The organism is Aeromonas sp. s8, assembly GCF_040907785.1.
In the GTDB taxonomy this organism is placed as follows: Bacteria; Pseudomonadota; Gammaproteobacteria; order Enterobacterales; family Aeromonadaceae; genus Aeromonas; species Aeromonas veronii.
Genome location: NZ_JBFOCL010000038.1, coordinates 87,978 through 108,389, shown reverse-complemented (window position 1 = coordinate 108,389; position 20,412 = coordinate 87,978). Strand labels below are relative to the sequence as shown.

Below are 20,412 nucleotides of genomic sequence, written 5' to 3'. Positions count from 1 at the left end.
CCGCCAAGGAGCAGGATTGGGCCCGGATAGTTGAAATCAGGCTATGAGGGCTGACCCTGCCTGCTGCCTGATATATAATCCGCCGATTTCCATGGCAGCAACGCACAAGGCACTGATGGAGCTTATTCGCGGCATTCACAATCTCAAGCCCCGTCACCGGGGATGTGTATTAACCATTGGCAACTTTGATGGGGTTCATCAGGGTCACCATGCGGTATTGGCACGTCTCAAGGAGAAAGCGGCCCAGCTGGGATTGCCCGCCTGCGTCATGCTGTTCGAACCGCAGCCGCTGGAGCTGTTTGCCGGCACGGCTGCGCCCGCCCGGCTGAGCCGGTTGCGGGAAAAGTACGAAGCGCTGCAGGGGCTGCAGATCGATCGCATGCTCTGCGTGCGCTTCAGCCACCGCTTTGCCGAGCAGGCGGCCTCGACCTTCATCGAGCAGTTGCTGGTGGAGAAGCTCGGGGTGCGCTATCTGGTGGTCGGCGATGATTTTCGCTTCGGCAAGGGGCGGGAAGGGGACTTCCACCTGCTGGAGGAGGCGGGTCATCGCTTCGGCTTCGAGGTGATCAGTACCCAGAGCTTCCAGCTCCAACGGCAGCGGGTCAGCAGCACCCTGGTGCGTGAAGCCCTTAAGGCGGGCCGGATGGCGGAAGTGGAGCTGATGCTTGGCCGCCCCTATACCATCAGCGGCCGGGTGGCTCACGGCGACAAGCTGGGGCGCACCATAGGTTTTCCCACCGCCAATCTGGCCCTCAAGCGTCAGGTGATCCCGGTCGGTGGCGTGTTTGCGGTGGAAGTGATATGTTCCGGCAAGACCTTCCCCGGTGTAGCCAATGTGGGTGTACGGCCGACTTTGAGCGGTACACAAGCCAGATTGGAAGTACATCTATTTGATTTTTCTGGTGATCTATATGGTCAGCAGGTCAAGGTGCTGCTTCGCCACAAGCTGCGCGAAGAGCAGAAGTTTGCCTCTTTCACTGCCTTGAAAGAGCAGATCGAACGAGATGCCCTGGCGGCCCGAGCCTGGTTCGGGCTGCCACAATTCAATTTACCCAGCACTCTTTTAGCAAAGAAGGGAACCCAGGACTGATGAGCGACTATAAACACACCCTGAATCTTCCGGAAACCGAGTTTCCGATGCGTGGCGATCTGGCCAAGCGCGAACCCAACATGCTGAAACGTTGGTACGATCAGGATCTCTACGGCGCTATTCGCCGCGCCAAAGCGGGCAAGCCTTCTTTCATTCTGCATGATGGCCCCCCCTATGCGAACGGCAACATTCACATCGGTCACTCGGTCAACAAGATCCTCAAAGACATCATCATCAAGTCCAAGGGCCTCTCCGGTTTCGATTCCCCCTATGTGCCGGGTTGGGATTGCCACGGTCTGCCTATCGAACTGAAAGTAGAAGGCATGGTCGGCAAGCCGGGCGAGAAGGTTTCCGCTGCCGAATTCCGCGCCGAGTGCCGCAAATACGCCAAGACCCAGATCGAAGCGCAGAAGACCGACTTCATCCGTCTGGGTGTGCTGGGTGACTGGGAACACCCCTACCTGACCATGGATTTTGGCACCGAAGCCAATATCATCCGCTCCATGGCCAAGATCGTTGAAAACGGCCACCTGCACAAAGGTTCCAAACCGGTGCACTGGTGTACCGATTGCGGCTCCGCGCTGGCTGAAGCCGAGGTGGAGTACTACGACAAGAACTCCCCCTCCATCGATGTGCGCTTCAAAGCTGTCGATGAGGCATCCGTTGCCGCCAAGTTTGACTGCGCCGAAGGCCACACTGGCAAGGGCCCGATCTCTGCGGTGATCTGGACCACCACTCCGTGGACCCTGCCAGCCAACCGCGCCATCGCCATGCACGCCGATCTGGATTACGCACTGGTGCAGGTTGAAGGTGAGCACCCCGAGCGTCTGATCCTGGCCGCAGAGCTGGTCAAGGACGTGATGGATCGCGCCGGTATCGAGAAATTCCACAATCTGGGCTATGCCAAGGGGGCCGCGCTCGAGCTGCTGCGCTTCAACCACCCCTTCTACAGCTTCGATGTCCCTGTGGTACTGGGTGATCACGTTACCCTGGATGCCGGTACCGGTGCCGTTCACACCGCACCTGGCCACGGTCAGGAAGACTTCGTGGTCGGTCAGAAGTACGGTCTGGAAGTGGCCAACCCGGTTGGCAGCAACGGTGTTTACCTGCCGGATACCGAGCTGTTTGCCGGCCAGCATGTGTTCAAGGCCAATGCCTCCGTGATCGAAGTGCTGACCGAGCGCGGCGCCCTGCTGCATCACAAGGTGTTCAACCACTCCTATCCGCACTGCTGGCGTCACAAGACCCCGATCATCTTCCGTGCCACCCCGCAGTGGTTCATCAGCATGGAGCAGAAGGGTCTGCGCAAGCGCGCGCTGGAAGAGATCGAGCGCATCGAGAAAGACGGTATTGCCCAGCAAGGCCAGAGCGGCTGGGTACCGGCCTGGGGTAAAAACCGCATTCAGGCGATGGTCGAGAACCGTCCTGACTGGTGTATCTCCCGTCAGCGCACCTGGGGTGTACCCATCTCCCTGTTCGTCCACAAAGAGACCCAGGAACTGCACCCGGAATCCGTGCGCCTGATGCACGAAGTAGCCAAGCGTGTCGAGCAGTCCGGCATTCAGGCATGGTGGGATCTGGACAAGGCCGAGCTGCTGGGTAGCGACGCCGACATGTATGACAAGGTGCCTGACACTCTGGACGTCTGGTTTGACTCCGGTTCTACCCACGCTTCCGTGGTTGATGCCCGTCCCGAGTTCAACGGCAAGCCAGCCGACATGTATCTGGAAGGTTCTGACCAGCACCGTGGCTGGTTCATGTCCTCCCTGATGATCGGTGTGGCCATGAAAGACAAGGCTCCCTACAACCAGGTGCTGACTCACGGCTTCACCGTGGATGGTCAGGGTCGCAAGATGTCCAAGTCCATCGGCAACGTGGTGAGCCCGCAGGACGTAATGAACAAGCTGGGTGCAGACATCCTGCGTCTGTGGGTAGCGAGCACTGACTACACCGGCGAGATGACTGTCTCTGACGAGATCCTCAAGCGCTCTGCCGATGCTTATCGTCGTATTCGCAATACTGCCCGCTTCCTGCTGGCCAACCTGAACGGCTTCAATCCGGCGACCGACATGGTGGCGCCTGCCGACATGGTAGTGGTGGATCGTTGGGCTGTGGGTCGTGCCAAGGCGGTACAGGCCGAGATCATGGCAGCATTCGACGAGTACAACTTCCACGGCGTGACCCAGAAGCTGATGCAGTTCTGCTCCATCGAGATGGGCTCCTTCTATCTGGACGTCATCAAGGATCGCCAGTACACCGCCAAGGCTGACAGCCTGGCCCGTCGCTCCTGCCAGACTGCCCTCTATCACATTGCCGAGGCCATGGTGCGCTGGATGGCGCCGATCATGAGCTTCACCGCTGATGAAATCTGGGCCCTGCTGCCGGGCGAGCGCGGCGAGTTCGTCTTCACCGAGGAGTGGTACGACGGCCTGTTCGGTCTGGAAGCGGGTGAAACCCTCAACGACGATTTCTGGGCCGAGATCCTCACCGTGCGTGGTGAAGTGAACAAGGCGCTGGAAGTGGCCCGTGGCGAGAAGCGTATCGGCGGCTCCCTGCAGGCCGAGCTGACCCTGTTCGCCAAGCCGGAGCTGGCCGCTCGTCTGAACGCGCTGGCCGATGAGCTGCGCTTTGTGCTGCTCACCTCCAAAGCCAAGGTTGTGGAGGCTGACACTGCGCCGGAAGGCTCTGTGGCGACCGAGCGTGATGACCTGTGGTTGAGCGTGGCCCAGTCTGCTGCCGCCAAGTGCGACCGCTGCTGGCACCATGTAGAAGATGTGGGCACCATCGCGGGTCACGAAGAGATCTGTGGTCGCTGTGTGACCAACGTTGAGGGTGACGGCGAAACTCGTCAATTTGCCTGATGAACATGACTCAACATAAAAGCGGCCTGCGTTGGCTGTGGCTGGCAGTGCTGGCCTTTGTACTGGACCAGGCGAGCAAGCTCGCCGTGGTCAAGTTGCTGCCATTTGGTTACCCGGGGGTGGAGATCACCCCCTTCTTCAATCTGGTTCACGTCTACAACAAGGGGGCCGCATTCAGCTTCCTGGCTGATCAGGGGGGCTGGCAGCGCTGGTTCTTCGCGGTGCTGGCTTTTGCCATCTGTGGATTGCTGATCCACTGGCTACGCAAGCAGTCGGTGACCCAGCGTTGGAGCGGTATCGCCTATTCACTCATCATCGGCGGCGCCCTTGGCAACGTCTTTGATCGACTGGTGTTGGGCCATGTGGTCGATTTTCTTGACTTCTACTGGCAGCGTGCGCACTGGCCGGCATTCAATCTGGCCGACAGCTTTATCTTTATCGGGGCCGCCATGATTGTGCTGGACGGTTTCCGTGGTGAGAAAAAGGAGCAGGCATGAGCCAGCAGATCACCGCTAACAGCAGCGTGCTGTTCCACTTCTCCATCAAGCTGGAAGATGGCTCGGTTGCCGACAGCACGGCGCTGCACGGCAAACCTGCCCGCCTGCGGATGGGCGATGGCAGCCTGACCCCCACCTTCGAGCAGTGTCTGCTGGGCCTGTGCGAAGGGGAGAGCAAGAGTTTTACTCTGGCGCCGGAAGAGGCCTTTGGTCTCTCCAATCCCGACAACATCTACCATCTCGACCGTGCCAAATTTGGCGCCGATGTGGAGCCAAAAGTCGGCACCATCATCCTGTTCGATCAGCCCAATGGCAGCGAGCTGCCGGGCATTATCCGGGCGGTAGCCGGGATGTCGGTCACGGTCGATTTCAACCACCCGCTGGCCGGTCATACCGTCACCTTCGAGGTGGAGATCCTGGGCGTTGATGATGAGGAGAAGGTGCATTAATGGATATTCTGCTCGCTAACCCTCGCGGTTTTTGCGCCGGTGTCGATCGCGCCATCAGTATTGTCGAGAGCGCGCTGGAGAAGTTCGGTGCCCCCATCTATGTCCGCCACGAAGTGGTGCATAACCGGTATGTGGTGAACAAGTTGAAAGATGCGGGCGCTGTCTTCGTCGAGGAGCTGGACGAGGTGCCGGACGACAGCATCGTCATCTTTTCTGCTCACGGCGTGGCCAAGACAGTGCGCGAGATGGCAAAGTCCCGCGCCCTCAAGGTATTCGATGCCACCTGTCCGCTGGTGACCAAGGTTCATATGGAGGTGCATCGAGCCAGCCGCAAGGGCTCCGAGGCGGTGCTCATCGGCCACGCCGGTCACCCCGAGGTGATCGGGACCATGGGGCAGTACGAGAATCGCGAAGGCGGCATGTATCTGGTGGAGACACCGGAAGATGTGGCCAAGCTCAAGGTGAAGAATCCGGATGACCTCTGCTTTGTCACCCAGACCACCCTGAGCGTGGATGAGACCTCTGACGTCATCGATGCGCTGCGCCAGTACTTCCCCAAGATCCAGGGGCCGCGTAAGGACGATATCTGCTACGCCACCCAGAACCGTCAGGATGCGGTGCGGGAGATGGCGGGGCTGGTGGACGCCATGCTGGTGGTGGGGTCTCGCAACTCCTCCAACTCCAACCGTCTGCGTGAGCTGGCCGAGAAGGTGGGCGCCAGAGCCTATCTTATCGACGATGCGTCGATGATCGAGGCGAGCTGGCTGGAAGACGTGAAGGCGATCGGCGTCACTGCAGGTGCATCCGCCCCCGAGGTGCTGGTGCAAAACGTGATTGCCCGCCTGCGGGAGCTGGGTGGCAAGGTGGTCGCCGAGCATCCCGGCCGCGAAGAGAACGTAGTCTTTGAGGTACCTCCCGAACTTAGAATAATTTGAGTGCAGCTAGGAAGGCTTAAGAATAAAGTGTGTTGGTAATGACGCCGAGTTTGTTCAAGAGACAGGCTCGGCGTTAAACTTATGAAGCAGTCTGTCACCAAGGATGGGATATGATTGGATACTTTCGTGGCTTTTCTCTTATTGAGTTGATGATTGTCATCGCCATCGTGGCGATTCTTGGCACCATCGCTTATCCCGCCTATCAGCAATATGTGCTGACCAGTCATCGTGTCGAAGCCAAGAGCATGCTGCTCAATGCAGCCAATCGGCAAGAAACCTATTTTATGGATTTCAATCAGTATGCATCCTCTGCTGCTGCTCTTGGTATCAGTAGTGCATCTGAGAATGGCCTGTATCAATTATCCATTGCCGTATCAGGTAACACCTACACCTTGTCAGCCAGTGCTGGCGCGGCGACGGCCCAAGCCAAAGATACCGATTGCACGGTGTTTTCGATTAATCAGTTGGGCGTCAAAAGTGCCTCTGGTGCAGCTAGCAATAGCTGTTGGGAATAGCCATGGCCATTCATGTTTCATCACATGAGAGAGGATTCAGCCTGCTGGAGGTGATGATCACCGCAGTAATCCTGTCGTTGGGGCTGCTTGGTCTGGTTGCTTTGCAAACCCATTCCAAATTTGCCAGTTATGAAGCTCGCCAGCGTACCATCGCCAGCTGGCTGGCTAACGATATGGTCGAGCGGGTGCGGATCAACAGGGACAGCTGGAGTGAAGAAAGTTCTGCAGCGGTAGGTCTTGCCTCTAATTTAACTCGACCGACTTGCGCATCGGAAGATGGCACTATCAGTAATTGCAGTGCTGCAGATTTACGTAATGCCGACCTTCACTACTGGCAACAAGCCTTGCTTGGGGCCAGTGTTTCGGGTGCGGCATCTTCCTTGAATTCACCTATAGGCTGCGTGGTGCGGCGGGCCAATAATGTGCTGGCGGTCGGGATATTCTGGGCTGGCAAACAAGAGATATCTGATGGGGGGGCTGCCGCTGCGGCAGTGACGCTGATCAACGAGTGTAAGTTATCTAAAACAAGCGATGCAGCGAGGCGTCAGTTTATTTTGACGACAACCTTATGAAATCTCATGGATTTACTCTGGTTGAATGGCTTATCTCCATGACGATGGGACTGTTCTTATTGGCGGGAGTTTTTTCGGTCTTTGTAATGTCTCGCTCCAGCTCTGAAGATGCCTTTGATCAAAGTGAATTACAGGAAAATGGTCGATTAGCCATTCGACTGATTAGCCAGGATATCAAATGGGCCGGTTTTTTTGGAGCTTATACCGGCCAGTCAACACAAGTTGGCTCCTCACTGTCGCTCAGCACTGGCAGTACCATTTTATCAGCCAGTGATTGTCTGGATGAGCGCTCTGTCGGTAGTTTGCCATCACCTCTTGGGCCAATTCGCGGGCTTTGGGTTTCACGGGTTTCCGCAAGCAAGGGATTGAGTGGTTTTACTTGTATTGATGCCAACGACCGAGTGGCAAACTCGGATGTAATCAGTATCAAGCGACTGGTAGGGCGTCCTATACCAGCATCAGAGGGATTGGATACAAACCGCTTTTATATGGCAGCCAATAGTCAGGAGGCGAGAGTCATCAAGGGAAGTGAAACCAGACCACTCTTTGGTGCCAATAATGAGAGCCAGATCTGGGAATACCAGCACTATATTTATTACCTGTCACAAGAAGATGGTATTCCTGTCTTACGCAAGCGCTATTTGACCGTCAATGGTGGTTCTTCTCTGATTGGTGGTGCTATGGCCGAAGGCGTTGAACATATGGTTCTGATGTATGGAGTTGACGATTCCTTGATCCCTGATGGACGTATAGACAGATATATGTCAACTGACCAAATGACAACACAGCGCTGGAATGAGGGGCGAGTATTGGGGGCTCGGCTTTTCTTGCTGATTAGAGCTGCTCGGGAGTCAAGTCGCTATAAGAATAACAATAGCTATCAACTCGGTAATATCACGGTTAATGGTGGTGGTGATGGTTATCGCCGTCTGCTCTTGGAAAGCAGTATTGCATTACGCAATCAACAAATAACCACCCGAGGTGGAACATGAGATTGGTTAAAAAAAACCAGGGTGTAGCATTGATTGTTGCACTGGTTATTCTGGTTCCTTTGACTCTGATTGCGGTAGTTGTCATGCAGTCCAGTGGTATGAGTCTGAAGATGGCGGGTTCCAGTGCCAGCTTGCAACGGGCAGAGCACGAAGTTGAAGGTACTCTGGAGTCTGCATTGAGCGATACTTCTCTCTCAACACAAATTGCTACACAGGCTATTGGGGTTTCAGCTGCAATAGGCACTACTACTCCAGCTACAACCCTGACAGTCAATACAGAAAGTGTATGCAAACGTAAATTTGAAGCCAGTAGTCAGAATGTAACGCCAGCTTGTCGTTATGCTGAAGCCACCACATCCAGTGCTTATGGCAAAGTGAATAGCCAAATGACCTTTACTGCCGGGGTAGAACAACCCTTGCTCAGTGCCAATTAGGGAGCCAGTAATGAACATAAGGAACAGTTTGTTTACAAGCTTGCTGGTATTGTGTTGCGGAATGTCAGGGGCATCTTTGGCTGTAGGTACTGGCTATTCCGATGATACCGAGTTGTTTATTTATGACTTTGCCAAGGCGGGGGACTTCCGCCCTAAGGTGCTCTTTATTTTCGATAACTCGGGGAGTATGAAAAATACAACCGAAGTTGCTAAAGAGCCTTATGACTCATCGATAAGTTATCCATCATTGACTAATGATCCAGATGTTAATAATAGCAATCGCTTCATCTATTTCTCCACTGATGGAAAAGTTCCCGCTATCAACAGTACCAAACGTTTTAGTGAGGATTTAAATGCATGTGCGACATCTAAAGACCCTCTAAATAATGTGGGGCGATTTCAGTCACGAGTTTGGGGATATGAAATATATGATAGCAATAGAAAGGGGCGTTGGCGTTCTCTAAATGATTTTAATGTTTACAGTATAATAATTGCAGATTGCCAGCAAGATATTGATGAGCAAAATGCAAGCAATAAATATTCAGGCCCATATTCAACATATATTGTTGATGGTTATCCTGTTGACAAGCCAAATCGCAAAACTGGAAGCTGGTTTTATACATCAAATGTAGCCAATGCTCTTGCGAATGGTAGTTCTACCCAGATCTCATTATTTACGGCAAATTATGTCCGTTGGTATTACGGTAGTACAGGAGTATCAACACAAACTCGATTGAAAGTTGCTCAGGATGCTGTCAAGGAACTGGTTTTGGCTACGCCAGCTGTCGATTTTGGTCTGGCTGTTTTTAACTATAATGATGGCAATGAACCTGGTAGTAGAAATGGCGGAAGAATAATCCGTAATATTGTAGGTAACGATGCCATCCTTACCTCTGGTAAAACCGGTGCGCAGGATTTGATTGACAAGGTAAATAGTTTGAGCTCTGACACTTGGACTCCCTTGTGTGAAACTTTATATGAATCATATAGATATTTTGGTGGTTTGGGGGTGTACTTTGGTGACGATGATGTAAACCGTACTCCCAAGCGGGATAGCAATGCTGAAGTAACATCAGGTATATATAAAACCCCCTATGATAAGTGTTCCAATAATGGTTATATCATCTACATGACAGATGGTGAACCAACCAATGATAAAGCCGCAGACTCCCTTGTGGCAAACCTGATTAGCACGTTATCAGCAGAGGATAAGGTCGCTTATGGTGGCTTGGTTAGTTATGGGTCTTCTGGTGAAAAAAGCTACCTTGCTGCACTTGCCGGATATATGAAAAACAATGATGTAAACACCTCGGCTATTGGCAAGCAAACAGTCACAACATTCACCGTTGGTTTTGGGGATGAAGCAATTAAGGGTGCCGGTGCATTATTGGCAGAGACCGCTCGTCGTGGTGGGGGTAAATACTATCCGGCAACCGATGCAACTCAACTTAACGAAGCATTAAAATCATCATTACTAGCTATCTTGAAAATGAATACCTCGCTGGTATCTCCCGCTATTGCCACTAATAACTTTGACCGCACTCGCAGTCTGAATAATATTTATTACGCAATGTTTGAGCCTGGTTCTGGTCCGCGATGGAAGGGGAATCTGAAAAAGCTGGTTCTGAATCCAGATAAGGGTTATGTAGTTGATCAAGGGGGCTTACCTGCTATTTCCAGTGATGGAACAATTCTTGAATCAGCAAAAACCTATTGGTCATCCACCAGTGATGGTAACAAGGTTGCCGAGGGGGGGGTACAAGAGATGTTGGCAGCCAAAACCAACCGTAATATTTATGTTATTCCTCCTTATACAAGTGAATTGAATTCCTTTAGCAAGTCAACCCTTGAAAGTATGGCGGGTGGGGCTACTGAGCTGCGCACAGTGATGAAGCTGGATGGTGCGGATAGCATGGATGACCTGCTTAATTGGACCAAGGGGATGGATGCTTTTGATGAAAATAAAGATGGTGAAAAAACGGATATTCGAGAGCATATTCTTGGTGACCCTCTGCATTCTCGGCCATTAGTGATAAATTATGGTTGTACAAAGTCGACGGGACAGACTTCATGCACTCCTGACCTGCGAATCGTGATGGGGACCAATGCCGGCTTCTTGCATATGTTTAAAGACAGCGGCACCACGGTTGATGAAAGCTGGGCAATCATGCCCTATCAATTTATTGCCAATCAGAAAGCGTTGCGAGAGAACCTGGATTCATCAGTACATCTATATGGTGTAGATTCATCACCCACTGTACTGGTTAATGAGAAAGTAAAAGATGGCCATATACAATCTGCACAAGGCGACAAGGTGTGGTTATTCACTGGGTTGCGTGGCGGTGGCAAGACCTATTATGCCTTAAATATATCAAATCCCGACTCACCCTCGCTGATGTGGCGGTTGGATAAAAATAGCACTGGCTTTGGCAAGCTCGGTGAAACTTGGTCTATCCCCGAGGTCGCATTTATTCCAGGCTATTCCACAGTAGTCAATGGTAAAAAGACCTATAAACCTGTCTTGATTTTCTCAGGGGGATACGATCAGGCAAAAAGCTATTTGGGGCAGGGTGCTGAGGATAGCGAGGGATTGGGGGTCTATATTGTTGATGCTGAAACGGGGGTTCTGTTATTCAGCTTTACCCCGGATGAAACCAGTACAATAAACAAGCAAGTCGCTGACATGGTTTATAGCATGCCTGGCTCTGTCTCCGTGTTAGATAGCGATGGGGATGGTATTTCAGACCGGATCTATGCAGGAGATACCGGCGGTCAGATCTGGCGTATCGATATGAAAGGAGAAGATAAATCTAAATGGACGGCCATCAAATTTGCCAGTTTGGGTAATGCCCATTTAAGTGAGGATGATAAGAAACTGGCAGACGACCGTCGCTTCTTTACTCAGCCCGTATTGGTGCGCACCATCAATAAAGGTTGGAAGTATGATGGTACAAATTATCTTTACAGCGAGCGTCCGTTTGATGCCGTATTGATAGGCAGTGGTGATAGAAATCGTCCTTCCTCGGAGGCGACAACCCAAAATGTGTATGTGATGCTACGTGACTACAATGTTAATCCGACCTTGTTTGGGGCAACATCTGAACCTGCGGTGCCATCAAGTATCACACTGAACGATCTCTACGATGTGACCAGCGATCCCTTTACGGGTTTGAATGAAGAGCAGATCGTAAACACCACCAAGGCGTTGACCAGCAAGTTGGGATGGAAATTCTGGCTCAATGAAAGCGGCGAAAAATCAATGGGGGCTGGTTTAGTGTTGCAAGGCAAGCTTTATTTCACCTCCTTCCTGCCTCAGGTACAGGACTTCCAGCAATGTACGATTCAATCAATCGGTGCTATGCGCCAGTATATGATTGATATGCACTATGGCACATCGTTCAAATATGTGCTGGATAGTAACAATCAGGAGGTTATTCAGCGTTATGTCGAAGTGCAAAATAAGGTCGCTGATGATCTGGTAATTCATGGTGGTGATGATGGCCGGATCAGGATTATAGGTGGTGCTCCGGGCAAGGAGTTCATCCTCACAGAAGGAGAACCGGAGCGCTGTACCGGTGAAGGTGAATGTTCACAAGGGGCAGAAGAGGCCGAAATGGATATGTCTCCCAAGAAAATCTATCTCTATGAAGGAGAACAGGGATGAAACGCATGCTGCTCTGGTGTGTGGGCTTGCCCTTGTTGGTTCAGGCTCAAACGGAAGACATAAAATGTTATGTCACTCTGGAAGGTGGCGTGCAGATGGTGTTGCAGCAACCGGTTGCTGATACGAGCAAGGCAAATCTTGTCAGGGTGTTTAAACAGAAAGGTTATGAGATTGATGGGGTGGTGCATCTTGTCACAGAGGTAATCGAGTGCGTTCCTTTGGCGGCCACCTTTTCGCTGGCTGATGCAAAAAAACAAGATGAAATCCAACCCAGATAACGTTGGTTATTGAGTAGGGTAAAGGGGCTAAGAACAATTCAGCCCCTTTTTTTCGCTTCTGCTTCTGCCGGATGGGGAAACGATGATATCGACTCGGGGGGCCTGGTCGATACAAAACCGGAGTGTCATGTTGGTGCCAATCGCAGTGCCATCTGGACTAAATCGCACAAATTGTCGATTGGCCGTCACGGTATGTTTTTCAAGAAAGGGTTCTGTTGCTGATAACAAGATATCGCCACTTGCAATATCGAATTGGCGATCCTGATTGATGTCGATAAAGACAAGCATGCGCTGGGCGCCGGTTTGATTTGCGAGTACACAGCCTTCTTTTGTGGAGTTTCTGACAGGCATGGCAAGACATGCTGTGACGGGTTGCTGCTGTGTGATGGCTTGCCGTTGGCCGAAGATCAGGTGGTCCTGCAGGTTTCTTGTGTATATGTCGCTGTCGGTAGATGTCAGCAGATTTGCCAATGATGGCAGTCCCAAGGTCAGCAGGATGGTTGTCAGGCTTGCAGATATTAAAAACTCAAGCAGGGTAAATCCATTTCGTGCCATAGCGTATGAGTCCTTGTTCAAAGGAGACTCTAAGCATAGCTATTGGATTGAAATGGATCCTTTTGTGCTCGTGTGTGTTTCGCGGTAGTTAATGCTGGTTATGGACATACAGCACCACTTGCCTGGCTATGGGCACGCCCGGCAGGCATAACTTCAATCTGAACGCCCTTTTCGCCGCTTACACAGAGTGAAAAGATGACCTCGCTGTCAGACGTAATAGTGCCATCTGGGGTGAAGCGCAGCGCCTGTGCATCTGCAGAAATGGCCAGTTCTGCAGGAAACTCGGGACTTGCCGTCAGAGTTGTTTCGCTGCCATGGAGTTTCTGGTCGCTATTGCTGTCGATAAAGACTAACAGCCGAGTTGCTCCGCCGGTAACACACTCCTCAGCAGTCCCGCTGGTGGTGGTCAGGCAGAGAGTAACCGTTTGCTGGTTAGAGATAGCCTGTTGTCTGGCATAGTTTAAGTGGTTGAGAAGGCTTTTTTCCTGGGTCGCCAAATTATTGCTGCCAAGCAGGTTAGAGAGGGAAGGAATACCAATCCCCAACAGAATGACGCCCAGTGCAATGGCTATCATCAACTCCATCAGGGTAAATCCGGCGTTTTTCATATCTGCGAAGGCCTGTCGTTCCGTGACTATCTACAGCTTATCCTTCTCACTGGTTGCTGTCACACGGTTACGCCTGTCTTGAACTGGCAGATTGCCCCCCTTTTCTTTATCATTCCCCATCATTTTCGAATTCAAGATGCATCGCCATGGCAAAAGCCCTCTCTCTGATGCTTGCCCAGTTGAATCTGACGGTAGGCGCCATCGAAGATAACACTGACAAAGTGCTCGCTGCGGCAGCTCAAGCCGAACAGCAAGGTGCCGATCTGCTGGTCTGCTCCGAGCTGGCCCTGACCGGCTATCCACCGGAAGATCTGCTGCTGCGCGCCGATCTGATGATGCGGGTCGAAGCCGCGTTGGATCGTGTTGCCGAATGGCAGGGCAACTGTGCCATTTTGGTGGGGCATCCCTGGCGTGAAGGAGATGCGCTCTATAACGCGGCTTCCCTCTATGAGCGGGGCCAACTGATTGCCCGTTACTTCAAGCAGGATTTGCCCAACTACGGCGTGTTTGATGAGAAGCGCTACTTCACCGCGGCAACCGAGACTTGCGTGGTGCCGTTCCGTGGTCACCAGCTGGGGCTGCTCATCTGTGAAGATCTGTGGCAGCCGGGCCCGGCGCTGGCCGCCAAGGCGGCGGGTGCCGAGCTGCTGCTCACCATCAATGCGTCGCCCTACGATCAGGAGAAACCCTGGATCCGCCGCGAGCTGATGGCCGAGCGCTGCGATCAGACCGGTCTGCCGCTGGTTTACCTCAATCAGGTATGCGGTCAGGATGAGCTGATTTTCGACGGCTGCTCCAAGGTGTTCAACAGCCAGGGCGAGTTGACCCACAAACTGGCCCCGTTTGCCGAAGAGCTGGCGCTGGTACGTTTTGCCGATGGCCAGCCGGTGAAAGAACGGGAGCCCGCTGCGCCGCTGGAACCCTTGGCCGAGACCTATCAGGCGCTGGTGCTGGCAGTGCGCGACTACGTTACCAAGAACGGCTTCCACGGTGCTGTGCTGGGTCTATCCGGTGGTATCGACTCTGCGCTGACGCTGGCCATTGCGGCCGATGCCATCGGTGCCGACAAGGTGCAGGCGGTGATGATGCCGTTTCGCTACACAGCACAGATGAGTGTGGAAGATGCCAAGGAGCAGGCCGAGCGGATGGGGGTTGAGTTCAACATCATCTCCATCGAGCCGATGTTCGAAGGCTTTATGGCCCAGCTGGCGCCCTTGTTTGAAGGAACCGCCCGCGATACCACCGAAGAGAACCTGCAGGCTCGCTGCCGTGGTGTGCTGCTGATGGCGCTCTCCAACAAGCGTCGTCGCATCGTGCTGACCACCGGCAACAAGAGTGAGATGGCGGTGGGTTATGCCACCCTGTACGGTGACATGGCGGGCGGTTTCGACGTGCTGAAAGATGTGCCCAAGACGCTGGTCTTCAAGCTGTGCGAATATCGCAACTCGGTTGACTATGTGATCCCGCAGCGGGTTATCGACCGTCCTCCTTCAGCAGAGCTGGCGCCGGATCAGGTGGATCAGGACAGCCTGCCCCCGTATGACATCCTTGATGCCATCCTCAAGCGTTACGTGGAAGAGGATGCCTCGGTCGCCGACATGGTGGCAGAAGGGTTCGAGGAAGCGGTGGTGCGCAAGGTGATCCGCTTGGTGGATCTCAACGAATACAAGCGCCGTCAGGCGGCGGTCGGGCCCCGCATTACGGCTCGCAACTTTGGTAAGGATCGCCGTTACCCCATTACATCCGGGTTCGGCAAACAGAACTGGTAAGGAGTCACCATGAAGAAGATTGAAGCCATCATCAAACCGTTCAAGCTGGACGATGTGCGCGAGGCCCTGGCCGAGATCGGCATCAACGGCATGACCGTATCCGAAGTCAAAGGCTTCGGCCGCCAGAAGGGCCATACCGAGCTCTATCGCGGCGCCGAATATATGGTCGACTTCCTGCCGAAAGTGAAGGTGGAGCTGGTGGTGCAGGACGAGGATCTCGATGCCTGTCTGGAAGCGATCCAGAACACCGCCCGTACTGGCAAGATTGGTGATGGCAAGATCTTCGTCTGCGAGGTGGAGCGTGTCATTCGTATCCGTACCGGCGAAGAGAACGAAGACGCGATCTGACCTTGGCTATCTCTTTACCTGACCAGAGGCGTGAAGCGCGACCTCATTTGATGGGGTGGATGCGTTTTGCTGTGGTCGCCAGCCTGTTGGCGGGCCTGACCGCCTGTAGTACCCGTCCACCGGCTCAGCCGGAGAATCTGTGCCAGATCTTTCGCGAGAAGCCTGACTGGCACAAGGCCGCGCTCAAGATGAACGAGAAGTGGGGGACGCCGATCCATGTGGTGATGGCCATGATGTATCAGGAGTCCTCTTACGTACATGATGCCCAGCCGCCGATGCAGTATTTCCTCTTCATTCCGACCGGGCGGGCCAGTTCGGCTTATGGTTATGCTCAGGTCAAAGATGAAACCTGGGCGGATTACCAGCGAGAAACCGGCAACAGCTGGAGTGACCGCGATGATTTTGCCGACGCCATCGATTTTATGGGTTGGTACACTAACAAAGCCCAGCGGCTCAATGGCACCTCCAAGTGGGATGCCTATGGCCAGTACCTCAACTATCACGAAGGGTGGGGTGGCTACCGGCGTGGCAGCTATCGCAGCAAGGGGTGGTTGATGAAGACCTCTCGCAAGGTAGAGGCTCGCGCCCAGCGCTACGGCACCCAGTACCGTCAATGCAAGGATCAGCTCTCCCGCGGGGGCTGGTTCTGGTAACCAAATCAGGAGTCAGAAATGCCGTTATTGGACAGTTTTACCGTTGACCACACCCGTATGGAAGCGCCAGCGGTGCGTGTGGCCAAGACCATGCAGACCCCGAACAAGGACACTATTACCGTGTTCGACCTGCGTTTCTGCGTACCGAATCAGGAGATCCTCTCCGAGCGCGGTATCCATACGCTGGAGCACCTGTTCGCCGGTTTTATGCGTGATCACCTGAACGGCAATGGCGTGGAGATCATCGACATCTCCCCTATGGGTTGCCGTACCGGCTTCTACATGAGCCTGATCGGCGCGCCGGACGAAGCCCGTGTTGGCGCAGCCTGGCAGGCAGCCATGAGCGACGTGCTGACCGTGCAGGAGCAGGCCAAGATCCCCGAGCTGAACGAGTATCAGTGCGGCACCTACAGCATGCACTCGCTGGAAGAGGCGCACGCCATCGCCCGTCATGTGCTGGAGCGCGGTATCGGCGTCAACCACAACGACGAGCTGGCCCTGCCGGAAGAGAAGCTGAAGAGTCTGTGAGGCGGATGAGCTGTCGCTCATCGGGTAACCTCTTCAGGGAATGTGAAAAGAGCTGGTCAGCCATGCTGACCAGCTCTTTTTTATTCCGCCCGATCGCGGTTATGGGGATGACTTGCTCCCCTTGCCGACTCTGATTAGGATGGTTTTTGACCTGAACCTGTTGGCGGAGGTGTGACGATGAAAGGGGTATTGCTACGTTGGCTGGCCCGTTATGACGCGTGGTGCGAGGAGTGGGGGCTCACTCAGGAGAACCGGCGCTGCTGCACGCCGGTTCGTTATGATGATGATTCAACTAAAGAGCGAGCTTGCGCAGAAGAGGCTGAGCTCAATCAAAATTGCGGGTCACGGCACCGGTAACACTGTTGTACTCGAAGCCGAGGCCGTTGGGGTGATCCGGGAAGCGGCCGATAGAATCGCGAAGAATATAACGGCAGTTATCGTGACGTAGCCCCCCGTCAATTTGGTCATCTGCAGCAATGATCTCAGAGGTGTAGTCTGTGTCCGTATTTTTGTCTGCTAGGTCAGGAACGGTTTGATTGGTATCAAGTAATCCAGTGAAAAGTAGTTTGCAGTCATCCGGGCTACTGACCGATATCTGGTCACTTGTGCCTCCGGGGAAAACAATATCAACACCTTGATTACCCTGATCCTCTTTTGTCCCCACAGGCCAGCCGTAGTGGTTGATATCCAAATCTTTATTGCCCATCCCACTGAAGTTATACAGTGCGAGGTCTTGTCCCTGCACTTTCACCGCCCACCCAGCATGAGCCAGCTGAACTGCGCTGGCAAAACTGCCTGCGGTCGCCGAGACCGTGCTTTTCAGGGCATCATCCTTGATATTGATAAAGCGGGGCAGGGCGGTGACGGCCAGGATCCCCAGCACTATGATCACCAGCACCAGTTCAATCAGGGTAAAGCCGTTGTTTCTGTTGTTCATCATGTTCAATGACCCATTAAATACCGCAAACAGGTGTGAGTGATATGCAGCTGATAGATACCCATTGCCATCTCGACTTTCCGGTATTCGACCAGGACAGGGAGGCACTGCTGGCCCGTTGTCGGGCATTAGGGGTGACGGAGTATATCATTCCTGCCATCGCAGAGGATAACTGGACTCGTGTGATGGCACTGGCAGATCAGCATGACGGCCTCTTTTATGGTCTGGGCATTCATCCCTGGTATGCCGGTGAGCAGCGTGAGGGGGTGATGGAACGGCTGCGAGCGCTGGTGATGAGCCAACCTGCTAGGCTGGTGGCTATCGGTGAGTGTGGGCTGGACCTCCGTTCTCACGTGCCTCAGGAGGGACAATTTGCGCTGTTTGAGGCTCAGATCCGGCTGGCTGCCGATGCCGGGCTCCCCCTGATGATCCACTCGGTGCGCGCCAATGACACTGTGGCCAAGCTGTTGCGCCGCTTCAAGCCGCCACGTGGCGGGGTGATCCACGCTTTCAGCGGTTCGTTGCAGCAGGCGGAGACTTTCTGGCAACTGGGCTTTCGACTCGGGGTGGGCGGGGTAATCAGTTTTGAACGGGCGAACAAGACGCGAGAGGTATTTCGGGCTATGCCGCTCGAGGCTCTGGTGCTGGAAACCGATTCGCCAGATATGCCGTTGCAAGGCGCACAAGGCTCACGAAATACCCCGGAAGCGCTGCCGAAAATAGCGGAAATATTGATGACCTTGCGGGAGGAATCATCGGCAGATGTTGCCAAGGTGTTATTTGAAACTGCACGGCATATTTTCCATCAGGACCAATAGCCATGAAACAAATTCGCAACACCTGATTTAGTTGTCAGGAAAAAAAATGAGCGTAAAAATCGTTTGCTGTCTAATTTTGTGACACTTGGACATTTTGATAACGATAAAATGTGACCAGCATTCTATTTTATCGGACTTTAATTAGTATAATGCGCTCCCCTTGATTAGTTGGGTTTAATAACAACTCGCTAACAAGCCAGGTGCTACTAGAGGAAGATAATAATGAATTTGTTCATGGGTCTGGTAGGGATGGCGACGCTCGTCCTTATCGCGGTGCTGTTCTCCAGCAATCGCAAGGCAATCAACGTCCGTACCGTTGTCGGTGCGTTCGCAATTCAAGCCGGTCTGGGGGCGTTTGTTCTCTATGTTCCGGTTGGTCGCGATATCCTGGTCGGCGTATCCGACGCGGTATCCAGCGTGATCAGCTACGGCCAGAACGGGATCGACTTCCTGTTTGGCGGTCTGGTCAGCAACAAGATGTTTGAAGTGTTCGGTGGCGGCGGCTTTGTCTTTGCCTTCCGTGTTCTGCCGGTCATCATCTTCTTCTCTTCCCTGATTGCAGTGCTCTATTACCTGGGCATCATGCAGATGGTCATCAAGTTGCTGGGCGGCGGTCTGCAGAAAGTACTGGGTACTTCCCGCACCGAATCCCTGTCTGCAACTGCCAACATCTTCGTCGGTCAGACCGAAGCGCCGCTGGTGGTTCGTCCTTACATCTCCAAGATGACTGACTCCGAGCTGTTCGCCGTCATGTGTGGTGGTCTGGCCTCCGTTGCCGGTTCCGTACTGGCCGGTTACGCCTCAATGGGCGTGAAGATGGAGTACCTGATTGCTGCTTCCTTCATGGCTGCACCGGGTGGTCTGCTGTTTGCCAAGCTGCTGGTTCCCGAGACCGAGACCCCGAACTACGACGAAAGCTCTGCCGATGCCGAGCTGGATGACAAGCCTGCCAACGTCATTGACGCTGCTGCTGCTGGCGCTTCTGCCGGTATGCAACTGGCCCTGAACGTCGGCGCCATGCTGCTGGCCTTCATCGGTCTGATTGCCATGATCAACGGCATCTTCTCCGGTGTGGGTGGCTGGTTCGGTTATCCGCAACTCTCTCTGGAACTGCTGCTGGGCTGGATCTTCTCCCCGCTGGCCTTCCTGATCGGTGTGCCCTGGAATGAAGCAGTGGTTGCCGGTTCCTTCATCGGTCAGAAGCTGGTAGTGAACGAATTCGTGGCTTACCTGAACTTCGCTCCGTACCTGAAAGACGAAGTGCTGATCAACGGTGTGGCCATGTCCGATCACACCAAGGCGATCATCTCCTTCGCGCTGTGTGGTTTTGCCAACCTCTCCTCTGTTGCCATCCTGCTGGGGGGTCTGGGGTCCATGGCGCCGAACCGCCGCGGCACTATTGCACGCTTTGGTCTGAAAGCCGTACTGGCTGGCTCTCTGTCCAACCTGATGTCTGCCACTATCGCAGGCTTCTTCCTGGCACTGTCCGGCATGTAATCGCCGTCTGACTGACAGGGTATAAACACGAACGCCACGGCATCTGCCGTGGCGTTCGCGTATGGAGCGGTGACAACCGTTTTCCTATCTAAACTAATAATAAAATGAGTCAAATCGGAGGTTATATGAATGAAGTGCTACTGGCGATGGTGGCCGGCTTTATAGTTGGTTTGTTGTTTTCTTTCCTCAAATTGCCGATCCCGGCGCCTCCCGTTTTGTCCGGGGTAATGGGGATCGTCGGCGTTTATCTGGGGGGATTGGCCTACTCCTGGATCCTGACTCGTTTCTTTTCGTAAGGCTTTTTTAGACCTGGATTTGCCAGATGTGAGGTACCTCTGAAATTGGCAAATCCGGCTTGCAAACAGGGGGTATCTCGGCTGAAATAGGCGTTGCCAGCAGGGTGCTGGCAATG

General features: G+C 53.6%; 22 protein-coding genes. 19 read left to right on the top strand and 3 right to left on the bottom strand.

Features of this window, described 5'->3' with window-relative positions; all coding sequences use genetic code 11:
* Positions 1-115 precede the first annotated feature (115 nt).
* The 11 genes from ribF to tapY2 all read left to right on the top strand — a co-directional run bounded on the left by ribF (position 116) and on the right by tapY2 (position 12,287).
* Positions 116-1,090, top strand: coding sequence for a bifunctional riboflavin kinase/FAD synthetase (gene ribF, locus AB5Y86_RS11630; protein ID WP_368192926.1), 975 nt, complete (start codon positions 116-118; stop codon positions 1,088-1,090).
* Positions 1,090-3,951 carry an isoleucine--tRNA ligase gene (ileS, locus tag AB5Y86_RS11625; RefSeq protein ID WP_368192905.1) on the top strand — a complete coding sequence of 954 codons (2,862 nt, stop codon included), beginning with the start codon at positions 1,090-1,092 and terminating at the stop codon, positions 3,949-3,951. Before ribF ends, ileS begins: the two co-directional genes overlap by 1 nt.
* Positions 3,951-4,448 carry a signal peptidase II gene (gene lspA, locus AB5Y86_RS11620; protein ID WP_005340447.1) on the top strand — a complete coding sequence of 166 codons (498 nt, stop codon included), beginning with the start codon at positions 3,951-3,953 and terminating at the stop codon, positions 4,446-4,448. Before ileS ends, lspA begins: the two co-directional genes overlap by 1 nt.
* The gene (gene fkpB, locus AB5Y86_RS11615; protein WP_042059691.1) at positions 4,445-4,897 is read left to right on the top strand and encodes an FKBP-type peptidyl-prolyl cis-trans isomerase; all 453 of its coding nucleotides are present in this window, start codon (positions 4,445-4,447) and stop codon (positions 4,895-4,897) included. The genes lspA and fkpB overlap by 4 nt, the downstream gene beginning before the upstream one ends.
* Positions 4,897-5,832 (top strand): 4-hydroxy-3-methylbut-2-enyl diphosphate reductase, encoded by a 936-nt coding sequence (ispH, locus tag AB5Y86_RS11610; protein WP_139436621.1) that lies wholly within the window; start codon positions 4,897-4,899, stop codon positions 5,830-5,832. The genes fkpB and ispH overlap by 1 nt, the downstream gene beginning before the upstream one ends.
* A gap of 110 nt (positions 5,833-5,942) precedes the next feature.
* Positions 5,943-6,347 (top strand): type IV pilin protein, encoded by a 405-nt coding sequence (locus AB5Y86_RS11605; protein WP_005358030.1) that lies wholly within the window; start codon positions 5,943-5,945, stop codon positions 6,345-6,347.
* A 2-nt stretch (positions 6,348-6,349) separates the two neighbouring features.
* The gene (gene pilV, locus AB5Y86_RS11600; protein ID WP_368192904.1) at positions 6,350-6,919 is read left to right on the top strand and encodes a type IV pilus modification protein PilV; all 570 of its coding nucleotides are present in this window, start codon (positions 6,350-6,352) and stop codon (positions 6,917-6,919) included.
* A complete protein-coding gene (locus tag AB5Y86_RS11595; protein ID WP_201975694.1) occupies positions 6,916-7,911 on the top strand; it encodes a PilW family protein in 996 nt (331 codons plus the stop codon). Before pilV ends, AB5Y86_RS11595 begins: the two co-directional genes overlap by 4 nt.
* Positions 7,908-8,345 carry a type IVa pilus pseudopilin TppD gene (tppD, locus tag AB5Y86_RS11590; protein WP_108614305.1) on the top strand — a complete coding sequence of 146 codons (438 nt, stop codon included), beginning with the start codon at positions 7,908-7,910 and terminating at the stop codon, positions 8,343-8,345. Before AB5Y86_RS11595 ends, tppD begins: the two co-directional genes overlap by 4 nt.
* A gap of 10 nt (positions 8,346-8,355) precedes the next feature.
* Complete coding sequence (locus AB5Y86_RS11585; RefSeq protein ID WP_368192903.1) at positions 8,356-12,009, top strand: pilus assembly protein; 3,654 nt, start codon at positions 8,356-8,358, stop codon at positions 12,007-12,009.
* Positions 12,006-12,287 carry a type IVa secretion system protein TapY2 gene (gene tapY2 / locus AB5Y86_RS11580; protein ID WP_058053944.1) on the top strand — a complete coding sequence of 94 codons (282 nt, stop codon included), beginning with the start codon at positions 12,006-12,008 and terminating at the stop codon, positions 12,285-12,287. Before AB5Y86_RS11585 ends, tapY2 begins: the two co-directional genes overlap by 4 nt.
* A 27-nt stretch (positions 12,288-12,314) precedes the next feature.
* Here the strand turns inward: tapY2 and AB5Y86_RS11575 are convergent, their stop codons facing one another.
* Both AB5Y86_RS11575 and AB5Y86_RS11570 read right to left on the bottom strand, forming a co-directional pair.
* The gene (locus AB5Y86_RS11575; RefSeq protein WP_064338802.1) at positions 12,315-12,842 is read right to left on the bottom strand and encodes a GspH/FimT family protein; all 528 of its coding nucleotides are present in this window, start codon (positions 12,840-12,842) and stop codon (positions 12,315-12,317) included.
* Positions 12,843-12,940: 98 nt separating this feature from the next.
* The gene (locus AB5Y86_RS11570) at positions 12,941-13,450 is read right to left on the bottom strand and encodes a GspH/FimT family pseudopilin (RefSeq protein WP_368192902.1); all 510 of its coding nucleotides are present in this window, start codon (positions 13,448-13,450) and stop codon (positions 12,941-12,943) included.
* 146 nt (positions 13,451-13,596) lie between these two features.
* Between AB5Y86_RS11570 and AB5Y86_RS11565 the strand changes: the two genes are divergently transcribed.
* The 5 genes from AB5Y86_RS11565 to AB5Y86_RS11545 all read left to right on the top strand — a co-directional run bounded on the left by AB5Y86_RS11565 (position 13,597) and on the right by AB5Y86_RS11545 (position 17,105).
* Entirely contained in the window at positions 13,597-15,219 is a 1,623-nt protein-coding gene (locus AB5Y86_RS11565) for an NAD+ synthase (RefSeq protein WP_368192901.1), read from the top strand.
* Between the two features lie 9 nt (positions 15,220-15,228).
* The gene (glnB, locus tag AB5Y86_RS11560; protein WP_005308848.1) at positions 15,229-15,567 is read left to right on the top strand and encodes a nitrogen regulatory protein P-II; all 339 of its coding nucleotides are present in this window, start codon (positions 15,229-15,231) and stop codon (positions 15,565-15,567) included.
* Between the two features lie 59 nt (positions 15,568-15,626).
* Positions 15,627-16,220 (top strand): hypothetical protein, encoded by a 594-nt coding sequence (locus AB5Y86_RS11555; protein WP_368192900.1) that lies wholly within the window; start codon positions 15,627-15,629, stop codon positions 16,218-16,220.
* Positions 16,221-16,238: 18 nt separating this feature from the next.
* Positions 16,239-16,748, top strand: a complete 510-nt coding sequence (gene luxS, locus AB5Y86_RS11550) for an S-ribosylhomocysteine lyase (RefSeq protein ID WP_101531102.1) — start codon at positions 16,239-16,241, stop codon at positions 16,746-16,748.
* Positions 16,749-16,925: 177 nt separating this feature from the next.
* On the top strand, positions 16,926-17,105 hold the full coding sequence (locus tag AB5Y86_RS11545; protein ID WP_139741587.1) for a DUF5363 family protein: 180 nt from the start codon (positions 16,926-16,928) through the stop codon (positions 17,103-17,105).
* Here the strand turns inward: AB5Y86_RS11545 and tppF are convergent.
* A complete protein-coding gene (gene tppF, locus AB5Y86_RS11540; protein ID WP_272868746.1) occupies positions 17,074-17,688 on the bottom strand; it encodes a type IVa pilus pseudopilin TppF in 615 nt (204 codons plus the stop codon). The two genes, AB5Y86_RS11545 and tppF, sit on opposite strands and share 32 nt — an antisense overlap.
* Before the next feature lie 41 nt (positions 17,689-17,729).
* Here tppF and AB5Y86_RS11535 point away from each other — a divergent pair, with 41 nt between their 5' ends.
* The 3 genes from AB5Y86_RS11535 (at position 17,730) to AB5Y86_RS11525 (ending at position 20,296) form a co-directional block, all read left to right on the top strand.
* Positions 17,730-18,503, top strand: a complete 774-nt coding sequence (locus AB5Y86_RS11535; RefSeq protein WP_368192925.1) for a TatD family hydrolase — start codon at positions 17,730-17,732, stop codon at positions 18,501-18,503.
* A 222-nt stretch (positions 18,504-18,725) separates the two neighbouring features.
* Entirely contained in the window at positions 18,726-20,000 is a 1,275-nt protein-coding gene (locus AB5Y86_RS11530) for a NupC/NupG family nucleoside CNT transporter (protein WP_019445565.1), read from the top strand.
* A 125-nt stretch (positions 20,001-20,125) separates the two neighbouring features.
* A complete protein-coding gene (locus AB5Y86_RS11525; RefSeq protein WP_005340467.1) occupies positions 20,126-20,296 on the top strand; it encodes a XapX domain-containing protein in 171 nt (56 codons plus the stop codon).
* Positions 20,297-20,412 lie beyond the last annotated feature (116 nt).

What these genes read in the sequence shown, in the direction of transcription:
- ribF (WP_368192926.1), top strand. Translation starts at nt 116, where the DNA reads ATGGAGCTTATTCGCGGCATTCACAATCTCAAGCCCCGTCACCGGGGA.
- ileS (WP_368192905.1), top strand. Translation starts at nt 1,090, where the DNA reads ATGAGCGACTATAAACACACCCTGAATCTTCCGGAAACCGAGTTTCCG.
- lspA (WP_005340447.1), top strand. Translation starts at nt 3,951, where the DNA reads ATGAACATGACTCAACATAAAAGCGGCCTGCGTTGGCTGTGGCTGGCA.
- fkpB (WP_042059691.1), top strand. Translation starts at nt 4,445, where the DNA reads ATGAGCCAGCAGATCACCGCTAACAGCAGCGTGCTGTTCCACTTCTCC.
- ispH (WP_139436621.1), top strand. Translation starts at nt 4,897, where the DNA reads ATGGATATTCTGCTCGCTAACCCTCGCGGTTTTTGCGCCGGTGTCGAT.
- AB5Y86_RS11605 (WP_005358030.1), top strand. Translation starts at nt 5,943, where the DNA reads ATGATTGGATACTTTCGTGGCTTTTCTCTTATTGAGTTGATGATTGTC.
- pilV (WP_368192904.1), top strand. Translation starts at nt 6,350, where the DNA reads ATGGCCATTCATGTTTCATCACATGAGAGAGGATTCAGCCTGCTGGAG.
- AB5Y86_RS11595 (WP_201975694.1), top strand. Translation starts at nt 6,916, where the DNA reads ATGAAATCTCATGGATTTACTCTGGTTGAATGGCTTATCTCCATGACG.
- tppD (WP_108614305.1), top strand. Translation starts at nt 7,908, where the DNA reads ATGAGATTGGTTAAAAAAAACCAGGGTGTAGCATTGATTGTTGCACTG.
- AB5Y86_RS11585 (WP_368192903.1), top strand. Translation starts at nt 8,356, where the DNA reads ATGAACATAAGGAACAGTTTGTTTACAAGCTTGCTGGTATTGTGTTGC.
- tapY2 (WP_058053944.1), top strand. Translation starts at nt 12,006, where the DNA reads ATGAAACGCATGCTGCTCTGGTGTGTGGGCTTGCCCTTGTTGGTTCAG.
- AB5Y86_RS11575 (WP_064338802.1), bottom strand. Translation starts at nt 12,842, where the DNA reads ATGGCACGAAATGGATTTACCCTGCTTGAGTTTTTAATATCTGCAAGC.
- AB5Y86_RS11570 (WP_368192902.1), bottom strand. Translation starts at nt 13,450, where the DNA reads ATGAAAAACGCCGGATTTACCCTGATGGAGTTGATGATAGCCATTGCA.
- AB5Y86_RS11565 (WP_368192901.1), top strand. Translation starts at nt 13,597, where the DNA reads ATGGCAAAAGCCCTCTCTCTGATGCTTGCCCAGTTGAATCTGACGGTA.
- glnB (WP_005308848.1), top strand. Translation starts at nt 15,229, where the DNA reads ATGAAGAAGATTGAAGCCATCATCAAACCGTTCAAGCTGGACGATGTG.
- AB5Y86_RS11555 (WP_368192900.1), top strand. Translation starts at nt 15,627, where the DNA reads ATGCGTTTTGCTGTGGTCGCCAGCCTGTTGGCGGGCCTGACCGCCTGT.
- luxS (WP_101531102.1), top strand. Translation starts at nt 16,239, where the DNA reads ATGCCGTTATTGGACAGTTTTACCGTTGACCACACCCGTATGGAAGCG.
- AB5Y86_RS11545 (WP_139741587.1), top strand. Translation starts at nt 16,926, where the DNA reads ATGAAAGGGGTATTGCTACGTTGGCTGGCCCGTTATGACGCGTGGTGC.
- tppF (WP_272868746.1), bottom strand. Translation starts at nt 17,688, where the DNA reads ATGATGAACAACAGAAACAACGGCTTTACCCTGATTGAACTGGTGCTG.
- AB5Y86_RS11535 (WP_368192925.1), top strand. Translation starts at nt 17,730, where the DNA reads ATGCAGCTGATAGATACCCATTGCCATCTCGACTTTCCGGTATTCGAC.
- AB5Y86_RS11530 (WP_019445565.1), top strand. Translation starts at nt 18,726, where the DNA reads ATGAATTTGTTCATGGGTCTGGTAGGGATGGCGACGCTCGTCCTTATC.
- AB5Y86_RS11525 (WP_005340467.1), top strand. Translation starts at nt 20,126, where the DNA reads ATGAATGAAGTGCTACTGGCGATGGTGGCCGGCTTTATAGTTGGTTTG.